General features: G+C 36.1%; 13 protein-coding genes. 8 read left to right on the top strand and 5 right to left on the bottom strand.

The genetic code is table 11. From position 1 onward, the window contains the following. Window positions 1-714: 714 nt before the first annotated feature. Entirely contained in the window at window positions 715-1,317 is a 603-nt protein-coding gene (locus FTV50_RS07795) for a hypothetical protein (RefSeq protein WP_180024060.1), read from the top strand. 1,115 nt (window positions 1,318-2,432) lie between these two features. Here FTV50_RS07795 and FTV50_RS07790 read toward each other — a convergent pair. Next, window positions 2,433-2,741, bottom strand: coding sequence for a hypothetical protein (locus FTV50_RS07790; protein ID WP_180024059.1), 309 nt, complete (start codon window positions 2,739-2,741; stop codon window positions 2,433-2,435). 933 nt (window positions 2,742-3,674) lie between these two features. Then, on the bottom strand, window positions 3,675-4,181 hold the full coding sequence (locus tag FTV50_RS07785) for a DUF4365 domain-containing protein (RefSeq protein WP_180024058.1): 507 nt from the start codon (window positions 4,179-4,181) through the stop codon (window positions 3,675-3,677). Between the two features lie 71 nt (window positions 4,182-4,252). On the opposite strand from FTV50_RS07785, the gene FTV50_RS07780 reads away from it, so the two are divergent. Beyond that, window positions 4,253-4,657 (top strand): hypothetical protein, encoded by a 405-nt coding sequence (locus FTV50_RS07780; protein ID WP_180024057.1) that lies wholly within the window; start codon window positions 4,253-4,255, stop codon window positions 4,655-4,657. 158 nt (window positions 4,658-4,815) lie between these two features. Continuing rightward, window positions 4,816-5,283 (top strand): hypothetical protein, encoded by a 468-nt coding sequence (locus FTV50_RS07775; protein ID WP_257223875.1) that lies wholly within the window; start codon window positions 4,816-4,818, stop codon window positions 5,281-5,283. 436 nt (window positions 5,284-5,719) lie between these two features. Here FTV50_RS07775 and FTV50_RS07770 read toward each other — a convergent pair whose 3' ends face one another. Continuing rightward, the gene (locus tag FTV50_RS07770; RefSeq protein ID WP_180024056.1) at window positions 5,720-6,712 is read right to left on the bottom strand and encodes a hypothetical protein; all 993 of its coding nucleotides are present in this window, start codon (window positions 6,710-6,712) and stop codon (window positions 5,720-5,722) included. Window positions 6,713-6,720: 8 nt separating this feature from the next. Then, window positions 6,721-7,248, bottom strand: coding sequence for a Panacea domain-containing protein (locus FTV50_RS07765; protein ID WP_180024055.1), 528 nt, complete (start codon window positions 7,246-7,248; stop codon window positions 6,721-6,723). A gap of 1,070 nt (window positions 7,249-8,318) precedes the next feature. On the opposite strand from FTV50_RS07765, the gene FTV50_RS07760 reads away from it, so the two are divergent. The 3 genes from FTV50_RS07760 to FTV50_RS07750 all read left to right on the top strand — a co-directional run bounded on the left by FTV50_RS07760 (window position 8,319) and on the right by FTV50_RS07750 (window position 12,854). After that, window positions 8,319-9,578: an OmpP1/FadL family transporter gene (locus FTV50_RS07760; RefSeq protein WP_078193051.1), complete on the top strand. Its 1,260-nt coding sequence runs from the start codon at window positions 8,319-8,321 to the stop codon at window positions 9,576-9,578. A gap of 304 nt (window positions 9,579-9,882) precedes the next feature. Beyond that, entirely contained in the window at window positions 9,883-11,103 is a 1,221-nt protein-coding gene (locus FTV50_RS07755) for an OmpP1/FadL family transporter (protein WP_078193052.1), read from the top strand. Between the two features lie 374 nt (window positions 11,104-11,477). Further along, a complete protein-coding gene (locus tag FTV50_RS07750; RefSeq protein WP_180024054.1) occupies window positions 11,478-12,854 on the top strand; it encodes an OmpP1/FadL family transporter in 1,377 nt (458 codons plus the stop codon). Between the two features lie 72 nt (window positions 12,855-12,926). Here FTV50_RS07750 and thrH read toward each other — a convergent pair whose 3' ends face one another. After that, a complete protein-coding gene (gene thrH / locus FTV50_RS07745) occupies window positions 12,927-13,544 on the bottom strand; it encodes a bifunctional phosphoserine phosphatase/homoserine phosphotransferase ThrH (RefSeq protein ID WP_078189978.1) in 618 nt (205 codons plus the stop codon). A 199-nt stretch (window positions 13,545-13,743) separates the two neighbouring features. Here thrH and FTV50_RS07740 point away from each other — a divergent pair, with 199 nt between their 5' ends. Further along, on the top strand, window positions 13,744-14,478 hold the full coding sequence (locus FTV50_RS07740; RefSeq protein ID WP_180024053.1) for a phosphoadenylyl-sulfate reductase: 735 nt from the start codon (window positions 13,744-13,746) through the stop codon (window positions 14,476-14,478). 167 nt (window positions 14,479-14,645) lie between these two features. Then, window positions 14,646-16,025 carry a wax ester/triacylglycerol synthase family O-acyltransferase gene (locus FTV50_RS07735; protein WP_180024052.1) on the top strand — a complete coding sequence of 460 codons (1,380 nt, stop codon included), beginning with the start codon at window positions 14,646-14,648 and terminating at the stop codon, window positions 16,023-16,025. Window positions 16,026-16,165 lie beyond the last annotated feature (140 nt).

Genomic DNA, 16,165 nt, shown 5'->3' with positions numbered 1-16,165 from the left:
AACTTATTTGCTGCATGGTTGTATTAAGAGTTTCTGAGACACAACGCAGTATTAAATTTGCTACCAAAATCACACTCAAACATAAGCACTGTAAGGCTTGCATTGCTTTTAATAAAATTCATTTCGTGTCTCTACGTGTCGCAAAATCGGCCTGGTACATCGATGCGTGTTACGCCGTACCCATTTCCTTGATAGACCATAATCATAAAGCGCTCTTAAATGGCCTTAAAGCTATGTGTTGTATTGTTTAGCTCTACTTTGATGGACTTGGATTTCATCAAGGTACATCAAGGTAAATTCTCGAATGGATCTTGGTCGCATTTCAAATGTGGCCAAGTTTTAACATTAGCTATGATGGAAATCACCACCCCTTACCCTGACGAATGCCAGGCCCATACGCTCATCTATAATTATGTTTTATGTGTTTTCTCGGCTCGGTTCCTGTTTTTTTATTCAAATCTGACCTAAATCATTAGTAAAATAATGCAACGTGTTTTGCACGTTTGAGATCTAATACACTGATTCATATTAAGTATATGGCTTTTTAATTACCTTGACATACACCCTATAAAACATGGTGTTTTATGCGTAAATAAGGGTGATTGATGTGATTTTTATGCTGTTTTTATACATTTTTATGCTTAAAACGGCCTTAAAAATGCAATTGAGGGGTATCTCGTGTGATTATTTTGGCAATTATTGCGGATTTTATGCATGAAAAGAGAAAGTAAGCGTACGGTCGAAGATTGTCTGAATATAGATAGTCGAACTGTGGCCAGATCCAATATGCTTGTAGACGGCGCCTCTGGTACTTGGGTATGGAAACTAGATAACCAAATTAGCTCATCAATGGGTTATGAGTATCGTCACGGCACTCTAATCCTTTCCTTTACTCAAAATAGTGTTAATCACCGGTTGCACATCCAAGTAACTACCACGCCATGCAACTACGGCAATCACCGGTACTGGTTTATATGTCCTGGTAATGATTGTGGTAACCGCGCTGGAAAACTGTATTTGATTGATGGCCAATTTAAATGCAGAAAGTGTCACAAGCTCAACTACCTCATTCAGCAGTGCAATAAGAAGCATGTAGCAAGAATTAATATGCAACGAATGCGAATTAAACTCGGATGGCCATTAGATCGTGAAGAAATACCATTCCTTAAGAAGACTTATAAGCCACTCAATAAGAATGCAAAAACATTCAAGGCTATGGTTGCTAAGCATGATATGTATGAACGCCAGGCCAATGCTGCAGCTATAGCATTCCATAACGCATTCATGGATAAAATCCAAAAGTTTATTGAAAAATAGCTAATAGAAAATAACGTTTTGTGAACGTCCGTTGAAATGCTGTTGAAGCTGTGTAAGTCATAAACCAATGTTGCCGTTCAATTTCGCTACTGTTGGTAGTGTATTCAATCTTGGATATACCCTTTCAAATTTTGGATCTAATAGGGTTTGGCCTGGAGTATTTAAATAACAAGTTTTGAATGTGTAGTTTTGTGAGGTTTAAAGGCTTTTATATCAAAGAAAATGTCAGGTCTTAATCATAGGTTTTACGGATAATTCACAAATTATATAAATAGGCTGTATGTCCGTACTTTAGATTATTTTATATACGTGGACTATGTTACTACATCAAAAAAATACTGTTACCACATCAAAACCTGTTTTTGCCTTTTCCTGTTACCACATCAAAAGTTGTAGATCGGTTATAGACCTCTCGTCTTAATAAAAAATTTAATAACCACTATGATTTAATCGCAGTATTTACCCACATTATTTGCTTAATTTAAGAATGCTTTTTAACTGCCGAAACATGGCATAAGTCTTTATGGTACCAAGCCCTAGAGTAGCATTTTGAATGCCGTCCATTCACATTTCAAATATCATTGGGTTGTGTATAGGAGGCTGTGCAGTCTTCAGGTATTATTGTGAAACCGGTCAGGGGTGAACGATGTGCATGTATGTGGACGCACTACATCTGGATCTAATCCGGGGTTGCACTTAAGACCATGGGAAACTATGGCAATGCTGGGATAAGCTCAGGCATTTTTATGACTACATGTTTTGTGTGACAATGGATTGGGGCACCTTATTCCCTCTAAGCAAGTTCAAATCAAGCAAATAAAGAGATTAAGCGGATTCAGCTTTTTGTTTAGTAAGCAGGATTTTGGTCACCACCATAAGCAAGATTCACCTCAAACTAGTCAAGCAACGATCAAGCATTTAAAAGAGTGTACATTTCATGTGTACCCTGTACTTTGGTCCTCTTCATCTATGATGGGTAGCAAGGTGTAGTGGTCTAGTAAAAGTGGACACTGTTTTAAGTTTTTCCTCAGCCGCCTGAGGGCTTATGCTGCCACTTAAGCTTAAAGCCCATATTTCAAGCATTAAAAAAACCTCCCGAAGGAGGTCTATTTATATTACCTATACCCATACCTTTTACGCATTAATCTTTCATATAGATCAGCTGCATGAATCCAACCAATTAATAGAATTGTTATCGGGGACACAATTAGCCCCCATCGCAACATATTCCAACTCTCAATAATTGTTTGCTTAAACGGAGTTGCGCCCAACAAGTTGAGGTCCGCTATTTTGCTAAATAATGGCACATACATAAATACCGATATTGCAGCTAAAGCCACGTAAAACATTGTCAACCAATAGACTTTCGGGAACTCTTCAAGCACATCGCTCAATTCCCATAACTTTTCTTTAATCCACCCCATATAACCCTCACAAAATATTATTAGTTATCTTGGTTATATATGGATATGTGTTTAAATTTCAAGCGTAAATATCAAATCATCAGCTGTCTGCAACCGGCACCTATATCTCTTACAAAACGCATGAATGTCATTAGAGTACTCAAGCAGTAATGCTATTACTCGTGTCTTAAATGGTGTTCTGCTCTAAACAGATCAATAAATTATAAGTTGATTGTTTTATGTGCGTAACTACTGTTACTCACCGTAAATTTTAGCTCCCAATATTTTTGTTATGTCATAATTTGTCTATAAAGCAACCACTGTTACGTCATAATGTGTTTATAGAATAACCTTTGTTACGTCATAAAATAGAGGATTTTAGACATCTGAAAGTGTTTTTTTGCCCAGGCCAAAAGAATGAGGCAACAGCCTGAAACCTAGTCATATCAAGTATGTTACCTGGGTTGCCCTTGTTGCCTCTAAAAATAGATATTTTGAGAGGGTAATAGACTTAAACCAATACAAATCCATGAATCGCAATATCGCAGAACCGCAAAAACCTCCTTGTGATATAGAAAGCCTTACCAAATAAGGCTTTCAAAGGTAAATCGCAGAATCGCAATGTTTTCTAAGAAGATATATAAATAATGACAAATCAAAGATTAGAATTGGCCTGGCTTTCAATATCTGTAAGCTGCTTTGATGGTTTTTTGTAGGACATGGGTTGGTACTTAACTTATTGTATTCGAGGCATAAGAATAAATAACATCCTTACTCAATGCAGTACTGTCAAAACTATGTCTTATGAATGGTAGACCCCACTCGAACTACCTAATACGGCAGAAGCAGTCTATGACATGAGAGTAGCTTTCAAAACAGAAATGAACGAATCACTCTTATAAGCTAAAATCTTATTTAAGCTAAAATCTTATTCAGTGGCTTAACAACGGAGTGCTATACCAAGCTCTCAGAAGTATTAGAAGCAATTTTTAGTTCATAACTATCTACTAGTGACTGAATCATATTATCGAATTGATAAGGCTCAAGCATGTGCATATTCTTTTTAGATAAATTTAATCCCCACTCAGGTTTGCTCTTGTAATCTTCACCATAATCACGACTTATAAATAGAGGATTAGGCTCTAACCAAACAGTTGAAGGGATCAAATACAGCTTAGGCATATCTCCCTCATTTAAAAGACCAAGTGCAAGATAAAGATTAGGATTAGGCTCAAAATTATTTTTGGTCATAAATACATAACCTGTCTCCTTTCTTAAAGATTTAACCTGAATAGAAAGAAAATCAGATTTTTTATAACGTGCTACAAAGTCTAAACCACGATCATCAACTTCAGATGTATAGACCTGGAAGCCATACATAGCAAATTCCATCTTTATATAGTATTCAACGAATGTACCTACTTGCAGCTTGTTTAGCTTGGACCAAATATAACGGCTCATAAGTATTTATTATCAAGATTAAAATGTGAATGGTATACTGAATCATCAGAAGTTTTACAACAACTTATAAAATGAAACTAAGAACTGCCCTGCTCACTTTATTAGCTGTATCTAGTATCTCAATAGTACAAGCAGAATCAGAACAAGTGGAAGATGAACCTATTATTGAAGAAAGACAGGAACAATTTAAAAGGATTTCTAAAAGCCTACTGAGTGACTTTAACCTTGCTAAAGACTCGGCAAAAAACAATGTTGAGAACGATAGGCAGGAGTTTTCGCTTCAGGTCTGCAAAATGCTTACCAATCTACAAGATATGCTCAAAGTCTCCGAATTCTATAATGATTTACAAATTGCACATGATACTAAGGAAGTAGCAGAAGGCATGTTAACAACAGTCTACGATATGATGCAGTTTAATTTAATATCAGAAGACTCATGTAAGTATAAATTATATGAAGACACAATATATAAATGAACGAGTACCACTATAAACCTAAAATCTCATTTAACGGCTAAACAACAGAATGCTATCCAAGCTCTCTGAGAGCTAAAGCTATTAGACTAATAATAAACCTTAAAACTATTAGTGTTGTAATAAATTCACATACTTTATAAATACTTAATTGATTTTCAATGAAAACTAAACTTTATATTTTAGCTATCGGTTTAACTCTTAGTGCTACAACTTACGCAGATGGTGCTAATTGGGGGAAGGTTAAAGACGGTTTATTTACCTCCGTGCTTAACCCAATGCTTCAAACCAATAATCCAGAACTAATGAGAGGAAAAGTATTAAGTCCAAGTGCTAATGCAGCACCTAAAATCCATTCAGAAATGTCAGCTGGGCAAGTTAAATATGCTTTAAAATACTATGAGGATCTATTTGATCAAAAAATTGCAGAATTTGTTCAAGCAAATCGTGATGACTTAGAAAACTTTCAAAAGATAAAAATATTATGTGAAGCTGAAAGTGCTGCCGTATCTGCTATGAACGTTGCAATGAAAAACTATCAGCGAACTGAAATACCCAACTCACTAAGAACAACTCTTAAAGAGAAAAGTAGATACTATTCCGATCAAAGCAGAGAAAATGGTTTATGAACAAAATCGTGTTCATGGTAGTAACGTAAATTGCTTTGAATACTTCCCATATAAATAATGCATTTTTATGGAGTGTAAGCAAGTATCTACACTCCATATAGTCACCTAAAGACAGTGCTATATCAGCTATTCAAAACATCACAACAACTTGTAAAATGAAAATCAGAACTGTTAATGAAGTCCATCCAAATGATGGACTTTATCAATTAATAGTTAAGTCACTACCTTGAAAGCAAGCCTCTAAATTCCCCCCGTTCACATTTCAAATGTCATTGGGTTGAGTATAGAAGGTTAGTTCCAGATTGGCCAATGGATCATACATGTCTAGTCAAATTCATCAACTTCTAGGTCTTGCCCCAGCTAGAATACTAGTCAATATCAATATCTTCTTAAAACTTAAAAAACTCCCAAAGGAGGCTTCTAAATGAAATTTTCTTTATTTCCCTATATTCATAAACAATACATTGCTTGAATTATGTTTATCTTTATCAACATTATTTTGTGTCGCTTCTTGCGATTTATTAAAATAACTCATGATTCCTGCAGCTATCACAACAATCAAAAATGCGCATACAGAGGTCTTATAAAAACTTTTTGGACTGCTAACTAATACTTTGTCTTCTCTATAATTACTCAATGCACTAATCCATGTTGTGAGAGTACGGATTAGAGTCAATAGGCATATCATTAAGAAAGAAACGACAAATACCAAATATGCTAATTTACCACTACCCTCTAATAGCTTAACAGCAGAACCGATAATATTAATGCCACCAAATACCGTAATAATAATTGTCGCAAAAATACCAAGGATGGTCACATAGTTAACCATCATATTTTCTGAGGTTTTTTTTGCTTCCTGAATTTGTGTGCGAGCCTCCCCAGCAAGCTTCAACGCATCACTAGAAACGTCTTCCGCTTTTTTAGCTGCTTTTTTAGCATGGACTAATGTTTCTTTTGCACTACCTGATAAATTTGTAGCTCTAGTTGCTTTATCTTCAGCATCACTAGCAGCATTTAAAGCAACATTAGCAGCCTTTAATGCATTACTAGCTGTATTTGAAGCATCTTGAGCAGCTTGCAATGCATCGCTAGCAACTTTTTGTATATAGTATTTTTGAGTTACAGCGAGCAAAATATTACGTCTAAATTTTCTAAAACATTTTGCAAAATTTTCATCCTGAACATCTTCTAATTTCAGTTCAAGCGCATCCATAACAAGGTTCAAATCATCAATTCTAATCTCAGTTTTATAATTATAAATAAATTGAGTGATATCATGATATGGAGTCGGATAGCCCTCTAAACACCTATAAAAATGCAAAACTCCTAAAAAAACTTTGAGTAGTTCGTCAAGATGTGCCCCATCTGCAGGATTCTCAATACAACTCTTTAAAAATCGCCTAAGGAGCTCATCTCCACTAATCATTAAACTTTCTACTCAGCATTTTTTGTAAAATAATTAATTAATTCTTCGTCTGAATAAACCAACCCTCGTACCCCTTTAAGAATTTGTGGTTCAAATTTCTTCCATGGCAACTCTCTGTGGGTTTGTTCAACTAAATCAAAAGGATTTTGATCAACTAAATCAGCAACCTTCTGCCGAATTGTTTTCTCTACTTCAGGGCATATTTCAACTGAAGCTTTAGTAAATGGGATTTCTTCGTAATGAAAGCCGTCCTCATTTAAATCAAAAACAAAACTAGGTGTTGGCTCTGCAATATGACTTGTTCCATACGTTTTAAAATTATGATAAACCGAGCTAACCACAGGTCCAAATTTCCATTTTTCAATCGGGGTATCAAAAAGCTTAACGTTATGTTTTACAAGACATTCAACATATACGTAGTAAAGAATTTTTTGTAGTTTAATAGGAGTTAAGCTACCTTTGCGATTTGGTAGATCTTTTACATAGGTAATAATTAAATTGGCAAAATCTACCGCAGTATTTTTTTTATTTTCCATACTTCACCTCACATATTAAAATTAAATCCAACAAAACCAACAGCGTAAAAACACTAATTAAGTTAACATTGTCGAAATTTTGTGATGGCTTTCATATTTTTCTCAAATTCAATAACTTACACACTATTAAAGACAGTAAAAGATAAATAGTCACTTACCTTTACTTGGTTTATTTAATAACATATACCACAAACATGCAATACCGTGGAACGTTTTTTTGTTTCACAAAAACTCTAATTATTCATTTTTAGTACACAAAAATAAAAGGTTTTAACTCACAAAGATTAAGTATTAAACAACGCGTTAAAGAGTCTGAGAAGATTCGTTAGATTATGGACAAAATAGGTATAATCCTTCGGCAAGTATATGGTTCACTCATTTTGCATTCTAAGTTGTTTGGCCTACTACATTGGCATTATCCGAAATAAGTACCCATATAAGTACCCAACAAATAAATACAATCATTTAAATCATTTATTATCAAAGCCTTAAACCTAAAGTTCTAGGCTCGCAGAGCGCACAATTTTTTAGACACCTCACCTCTCTGATTTGTTCAACTCACATTTATCAATAAAACTAAATTCAGAATTCTTAAATCTAAATTACAAATTCAAAATTCATCTCTGAATTTTTTAACTTAATCTTTGTTTTTACTGATATTACTCTTGAGAGTTTGTTTTTTAAGAAGAATTGAATAGCACTTTTAAATTCCCTAATCATCTATTTGTCAATGCAAAAAACGACACATGGCGTGGTCTATAAGGCCAAAAAAATCAATTTATGACTGCCCATATCAAAATATTTTCAATTATTTTTAGGTTTAGAAAATAATGCAGTAACTAAAAATATTAAATAATAATCAAAATGTTATATGTATTAATTAGTACATTTACTCTAAATAGTTCGTTTTTCAATCATATTTTTTAATCTAGAGCATTTACTCTTATTTTAATTGTGCTATTTTTGTCACATGGAGTAACAATTAAGCCCAAGAGTATTAAAAAGTTTTCCATAACGAATATATGCAGTAACCATAAAAATCAAATTCGTATCTCAAGGAATGACGAAGAATGAAATTAAAAACTTTAGCTACAGCCATGATTCTTGCTTCAGTTCCAATGACAGGTGCTTTTGCAGCAGCACTAGATCGTTCAGGGCAATCTATTTCTGCATTTTTACAACCAGGGAACTATTTTGAAGCAGGTATTTCAGTTTTAGATCCGAATGTTTCTGGGAAGATGAACAGCACTGCTCCTGCAAGCAATCCAACATTAGGAGCTCTTGCTAATACATCACTAGATGACATGGCGGGTGATTACTATTTTCCACAAGCAGCATTAAAATTACAGCTAACTGATAATTTTTCTTTTGGTTTACTATATGATCAACCTTTTGGTGCAGAAGCTAAATATAGTGCAACAGATCAAACACTACCAGTTGCAGGTAACCCTGGCGCATTCCAATTAATGGGCGAAACAACGGAAGTCGAAGTTAACACTCAAAATATCTCGATGATATTAGGTTTTCAACCAATTGAAAATTTTAACATATACGGCGGTGGTGTTTATCAAACAGTAAAAGGTGATGTTCAACTACGCGGTATTGCATATGGAGCAAACCAAGCTCTCGGTTTATATAATGCAAATATGAAAGAAGATAGTGCCGTTGGTTGGTTAGCAGGATTAGCGTACCAAATCCCAGAAATTGCTTTAAAAGCATCTATTACTTACCGTTCTGAGATTGATCACGAAGCTGCAACCACTGAAACTGGAAGCAGTGCTCTACTAGGCGGTGCTTTTTCAACGCGTGCTGACACTAAGATCACCACACCGCAGTCTGTTAACCTTGATTTTCAAACTGGTATCATGGCCGACACTGTCGCATTTGCAAATGTACGTTGGGTAGATTGGTCAAATTTTGCAATTCGCCCAACCGCTTTTGGTAAAGCATCTGAAACATTAGGTGCCCTTGGTCGTGGTCCTGTTGGTGGATTTGACCTTGTTGCTTATTCTGACGATCAAATCAATGCTACAGTTGGTATAGGTCGTAAATTGAGTGAACAATGGGCTGGTAACGTTTCTGTAGGTTGGGATTCTGGTGCAGGCAACCCTGTATCAACACTTGGTCCTACTGAAGGCTACTGGAACGTTGGCTTAGGTTTACAATTCAGCCCAGCGCCTAACTACTTTATCGCAGGTGGTGTTAAATACTTCATGTTAGGTGATGCTGAAGCACAACCTGCATCAATGTTTGGTACAAATGAATCAGTAGCATCATTTGAAGATAACGATGCATGGGCTTACGGTCTAAAAATCGGTTACCGCTTCTAATTCTCGGTATTAGTAGATTGGAAATATATCCAATCTACTATTGTAAAAATAATTTAATTCAAATGTTCATAGATTGAGCATTTGAATTTTTTAAGTTCAAAGTTAAACATTAAGTTAAATACTCTATTTTTTTATTTATAAATCATAAACATAAATAACACCTTCTAGAATAATTACTCTAGCATTGCTTATTTTTTAACTTATACAGTTCATTTTTAGAGTAGCAACTCTTATTTACTGTTTTTCTATTTATGTTACTTTCACTCACCGAATTAACATCAAAAGTTACAAACAGGGATAATGTATGCAACTTAACAGTCTTACAAAAGCCATCATCATCAGTTTAATGCCTGCAACTACAGCGATTGCTGGTGGTTTAGACCGTTCAGGCCAATCAATTTCTGCATTCTTACAACCTGGTAACTATGCAGAAGCTGGTATTTCAATTCTAGATCCAAATGTATCAGGACAAGACACTGATAAAAACAGTGCTTCAGATATGGCGGGTGATTATTATTTTCCTCATGCAGCACTTAAAATCCAAGCGACAGATAAAATTTCAGTAGGTTTAATCTACGACCAACCCTTTGGTGCAGATGCAGAATATTCTGGCCAAAATAACTTTGTTGAAAACCGTCCATTGCCTTTTCAAGGAAATACATCTGTTGTTGTAGATACACAAAATCTAAGTTTATTGGTTGGCTATCAACCCAATGAGAACTGGAACGTATATGCAGGTGCTGTATATCAAACAGTAGATGGCACAGTACTTCTACGTGGTAAAACATATTCTGCTTTTAATGGATATGATTTTAGAACAGGTGAAGATGAATCCGTTGGTTGGTTAGCGGGTGTTGCATATCAAATTCCAGAAATTGCGCTTAAAGCCTCTGTAACTTATCGCTCTGAAATTGATCATGAAATGAATGCCTATGAGCGTTTTAATGCTGTAGGAATGACTGGAAATGACGCTTTAAATGGTGCAATGACTGTTATAAACTCTGCAAAAGGTGAAACTGAGCTAACGACTCCACAGTCTGTAAATATTGATTTCCAAACAGGTATTATGGAAAACACTGTTGCATTTGCAAATGTACGTTGGGTAGATTGGTCAAAATTTAAAGTACAACCTTACAAGTTTGGAAAACTTAGTGAAACACTCGGTCAATCTGGTATGGTTCCAACTAAGCCAAATGGTTTTAACTTAATTGATTATAAAGATGATCAAATTTCTGCAAACATTGGTGTTGGTCGTAAATTTACAGATCGTTGGGCTGCAAATGTATCTATCGGTTGGGACTCTGGAGCAGGCAACCCTGTGACAACATTAGGTCCAACTGAAGGTTATTGGAATATTGGTACAGGTGTACGCTTCTCTCCTGCTACAAATTACTTCATCGGTGCTGGTATAAAATATTTCTGGTTGGGTGATGCTGATGCTGTAACGGGCGCACATACCCCTGCAGGCAGATTCGCAGATAACCACGCAATTGCTTATGGTTTAAATGTCGGGTACAGCTTCTAATACAAGTTATATTTTGTAATATAAAAAAGCCCCATTTTGGGGCTTTTTTATATTCAACATGTGATGTATTTCACAATTTATTATATTTATTAAGCAATATATAGAGCGTTTTTTAGCCAAACAAACTATAAAAACTTTAATATTTAATTTAAAAGTATTTATTTGCATAACAGTAACTTAAATAAATATTTTAAAGTTTTAACTCTAAAATAAATAAAAACAATGACTTTTTTATACTATTAGTTCAATTTTAGAGTCTTTACTCTTTTTTTATTTATGATATTTTTCGCACATGGATATGATTAAAAATAATTTACATATCTCATATTTTTATTAACGCATTGACGCGTTTTTTATACTAGGAAAGTAGAAAAATGAACTTAAAAGCATTAACAAGTGCCATTTTATTTGCCAGCGTACCAATGACAGGGGCTTTTGCAGCAGCAATGGATCGCTCTGGGCAGTCAATTTCTGCATTTTTACAACCGGGTAATTATTTTGAAGCAGGGATTTCAGTTTTAGATGCCGATGTTTCTGGCAAATTAAAAGATAATTATACAGTTACAGGTGGTGGTGCAAATACAGCAAAATCAATTCAAGGTACTGAACTTGGTGATATGGCAGAGAGCTATCATTTCTACAATGCTGCATTAAAAGTACAAATGACAGATAATGTTTCATTTGGATTAATTTACGACCAGCCTTTTGGTGCTAAAGCAAAATATTCAACGAATGATAAACGTCAAACCGATAGTGTTTCACTCAAAACCAATGAAGTTGGCGCATTTACTGTCGGAGATGAAGCAACATCCGTTGATGTAAATACACAAAATTTATCATTTATTTTTGGATATCAACCAAATGAAAATTGGAATATTTATGCAGGTCCAGTTTATCAGACAGTTAAAGGTGATGTGACTTTACGTGGTTCTGCTTATGGTCCATTTGGAGGAGTTAATTGTCCGATTAGCGCTTGCAGTTTGAATTCCACAATTCAAGGTACTAAAGATAAATTTAATGGTTATGAAGCTCGTATAGCAGAAGATTCTTCTGTTGGTTGGCTTGCTGGCTTTGCTTTTCAAATACCGGAAATTGCACTTAAAGCATCTGTTACTTACCGCTCGGAGATTGAGCATAGTGTAACTCCTGATGAAGTTATGCCAGCTAACTCCCTGATGGGCGGCTTAGGTGGTATTAAACCTATGGTAGATGGTTATGAATTTAAAGAGGGTAAAACTGATGTAACCACACCACAGTCTGTAAATTTAGATTTTCAAACAGGGATTATGGCCAATACAGTAGCATTTGCTCAATTGCGTTGGGTAGATTGGTCGGAATTTAAAATACGCCCAAATAAATTTGGTCAATTAGCATCTGCTCTAACAAACAAAGTAATTGGTGACCCACGTGGCTTTGATTTAGTTGCCTACGAGAAGGATCAAATTTCGGCGAATGTGGGTGTCGGACGTAAGTTTAATGAACAATGGGCTGGCACAGTCATGGTCGGTTGGGACTCTGGGGCTGGTAACCCTGTATCGACTCTTGGCCCAACAGAGGGTTATTGGAGCCTAGGTTTAGGTGGACAATTTAGTCCAACACCACAAACATTTGTACAAGCCGGTGTTAAGTACTTCTGGCTAGGTGATGCAAAATCACAAGTTGCAAGTCATTTCGGTACAGATGAATATGCTGCAAACTTTGAAGATAACGATGCAATTGGTTATAGCTTGAAAATTGGTTACCGTTTCTAAGTTGCTTTAAAAACTTTGGATTAAACAAGAAAGGGCGCTATAAGCGCCCTTTCTATAATTTGCTATTCAGAATTAAGCTGGAATATCACGCACTGAAGCATTACGAATGGCTTCTTTTAGTGCTGCATAGCCATGAATTGGTGGGAACTGTGGAAACTCCGCAATCACATTGTCAGGCGCATCAAATAAGAAACCCGCATCTGCTTCACCGAGCATCGTCGTATCGTTATAAGAATCACCTGCTGCAATCACTCGGAAGTTCAATCCATGTAATGCTTGAACGGCTTTACGTTTTTGATCAGGTTGACGAAGCTTATAAGCGCTAATCATGCCATTTTCATCAGTTTCTAACTTGTGACAGAAAATCGTTGGCCAACCAAGTTGCTGCATTAATGGATGTGCAAACTCATAGAAAGTATCTGAAAGAATAATTAATTGAAAATGAGTACGTACCCACTCTACAAACTCTTTTGCACCTTCAAATGGCCCCATATCTGCAATTACGTCTTGAATATCGTTTAAACCCAAACCGTGTTGTTTTAGGATATTTAAACGTTGAGTCATCAACACATCGTAATCTGGAATGTCACGAGTCGTTGCTTCAAGTTCTTTAATGCCTGTTTTTTTCGCAAAATTAATCCAAATTTCAGGTACTAAAACCCCTTCTAGATCTAAACAAACGACTTCCATGCACTCTACCCTCTGTTAAGTGAAAAAAATTTTCAATATCATAGCGGAAGAATAAAAAAATGCATTGTTCTTTTTTAAATCTATTTTTTTCATAAGTATCTATTTTTTAGTGATAAGTGTGTTTTAGCATTTCCATTAAAATAGTTCTGAAATAAATTAATATAGGTTTTAACGTTCCAAGCCTATAGCCAGGACATTCATGACTACCATCCCTACTATTGACCTTGTCGATGCACTTGCATCCGAATATGCAGATAAATCACCTTCTGAGATTATGAAACTTGCGCTAAGCCAGCAAGGTGAAGTTGCGATTTCCTTTTCTGGTGCAGAAGATGTTGTACTGATAGATCTTGCATCGAACTTAGGGATTCCATTTCGTGTATTTAGTTTAGATACCGGTCGCTTACACCCTGAAACTTACCAATTTTTAGATACTGTCCGTAAACATTATAAAATTGATATCGAAATCTGTTTCCCAGAAAGTGATGCCGTACAAAAACTGGTGACAGAAAAGGGCTTTTTTAGCTTTTATCAAGATGAACATAAAGAATGCTGTGGTATCCGCAAAGTACAACCTTTGCGTAAAAAACTAGCCACTTTAGATGGCTGGATCACTGGTCAACGTAAGGACCAAAGCCCAGGCACACGTAATGAAATTCCTGTAGTACAAGCTGACCCAGGTTTTTCAGGTGAGGGCAAGCATTTAATTAAATACAATCCTTTGGCAAACTGGTCTAGTGCTGATGTATGGAACTATATCCGTCTAATGGAAATTCCATATAATCCACTACACGAACGTGGCTTTATTTCGATAGGCTGTGAACCATGTACTCGACCTGTTTTACCGAATCAACACGAACGTGAAGGTCGCTGGTGGTGGGAAGATGCAACCCATAAAGAATGCGGCTTACACGCAGGCAACATGAAAAAATAAAGAGCACAAAACCACTGCATAGCAGTGGTTTTTTTCAACGCATCGATACACATAATTCCGTATCATTTCAACGTAAAAACGCTATACTGCAAATGACAATTTAATAATTCTAACAATGCTACTCATACATGAGCAGCTGTAGAAATTGCAGTGAGGCAATCAACGCTATGCGTCCATTACATCCTATTGATTTCATATTCTTAAATTTAGAGAAACGGCAACAACCGATGCACGTAGGTGGTCTATTTTTATTTCAGATCCCTGACAATGCACCAGATACTTTTATTCAAGATTTAGTCGCAGATATTCGTAATTCAAAATCCATTCCTATTCCTCCTTTTAACAATAAACTCAACGGCTTCTTTTGGGATGAAGACGAAGAGTTTGATTTAGATCATCACTTCCGCCATATCGCACTGCCGCATCCCGGTCGTATTCGTGAACTTTTGACTTATATTTCTCAAGAACACAGTGCGCTGATTGACCGTGCAAAACCGCTTTGGACTTGCCATATTATTGAAGGCATTGAAGGCAATCGTTTTGCCATGTACTTCAAAATCCACCACGCGATGGTCGATGGCATTGCAGGTATGCGTTTAGTTGAAAAATCACTTTCGCATGACCCAGATGCTAAAAGTATTGTGCCACCCTGGTGTGTTGAGGGCCCTCGTGCAAAACGCCTGAAGCAGCCTAAAGTCAGTCGCATGAAAGGTCTCCTATCGACCATTAAGGGACAACTTGACTCAACTCCACGAGTTTTATATGAACTGTCACAAACTGTAATGAAAGATATGGGGCGTAACCCAGATTATGTATCTAGTTTCCAAGCGCCGAGTTCAATATTAAACCAACGGGTTAGTTCTTCACGTCGTTTCGCTGCTCAGTCTTTTGAATTTTCACGTTTGTCACATATTGCCAAGTCACTTGGTGTAACAATTAACGATATTGTGCTCGCAATTTGTTCAGGTGCATTACGTGAGTATTTAATTACACAAAATGCTTTACCTAAAAAGCCATTGATTGCCATGGTGCCTGCATCTGTTCGTACCGATGATTCAGATATGTCTAACCGTATTACTATGATTTTGGCAAACCTAGGAACCCATAAAGAAGATCCTCTAGAACGGTTGAAGATTGTGCGTCGTAGTGTGCTCAATGCCAAAGAACGCTTTAAGCGCATGAACTCGAATCAAATTTTAAACTACAGTGCTTTTGTCTACAGTGCAGCAGGTTTAAATATTGCATCAGGCTTTATGCCAAAACGTCAAGCCTTTAACTTGGTGATTTCAAATGTTCCCGGCCCACAAGAGCCGTTATATTGGAATGGTGCACGCTTAGAAGCGCTCTACCCTGCTTCCATAGTGTTAGATGGTCAAGCGCTTAATATCACTATGACTAGCTATTTAGATAAGCTTGAAGTGGGTCTAACTGCATGTCGTAATGCACTGCCAAAAATGCAAAATTTACTGTCGCATTTGGAAGAAGAAATTCAACGATTTGAAGCTATTGTGAATCAAGATTCCCCAAAGTTACAGGCGGTTAGCTAACCGCCTGCTTCACAACTTAGTATCAGTTCATCAGCAGATTGAACCATCAAAAATTAAAAACCCGTCTAAATTAAACAATCTAGACGGTTTTTTTAGTATTTGAACTTTGATTAATTTTTTGGAGTAATTTATGTGTATAA

This window comes from Acinetobacter sp. YH1901134 (assembly GCF_013416965.1).
In the GTDB taxonomy this organism is placed as follows: Bacteria; Pseudomonadota; Gammaproteobacteria; order Pseudomonadales; family Moraxellaceae; genus Acinetobacter; species Acinetobacter amyesii.
Note: the sequence above shows the minus strand (reverse complement) of the source record. Positions and strands in the feature narration are given on the sequence as shown.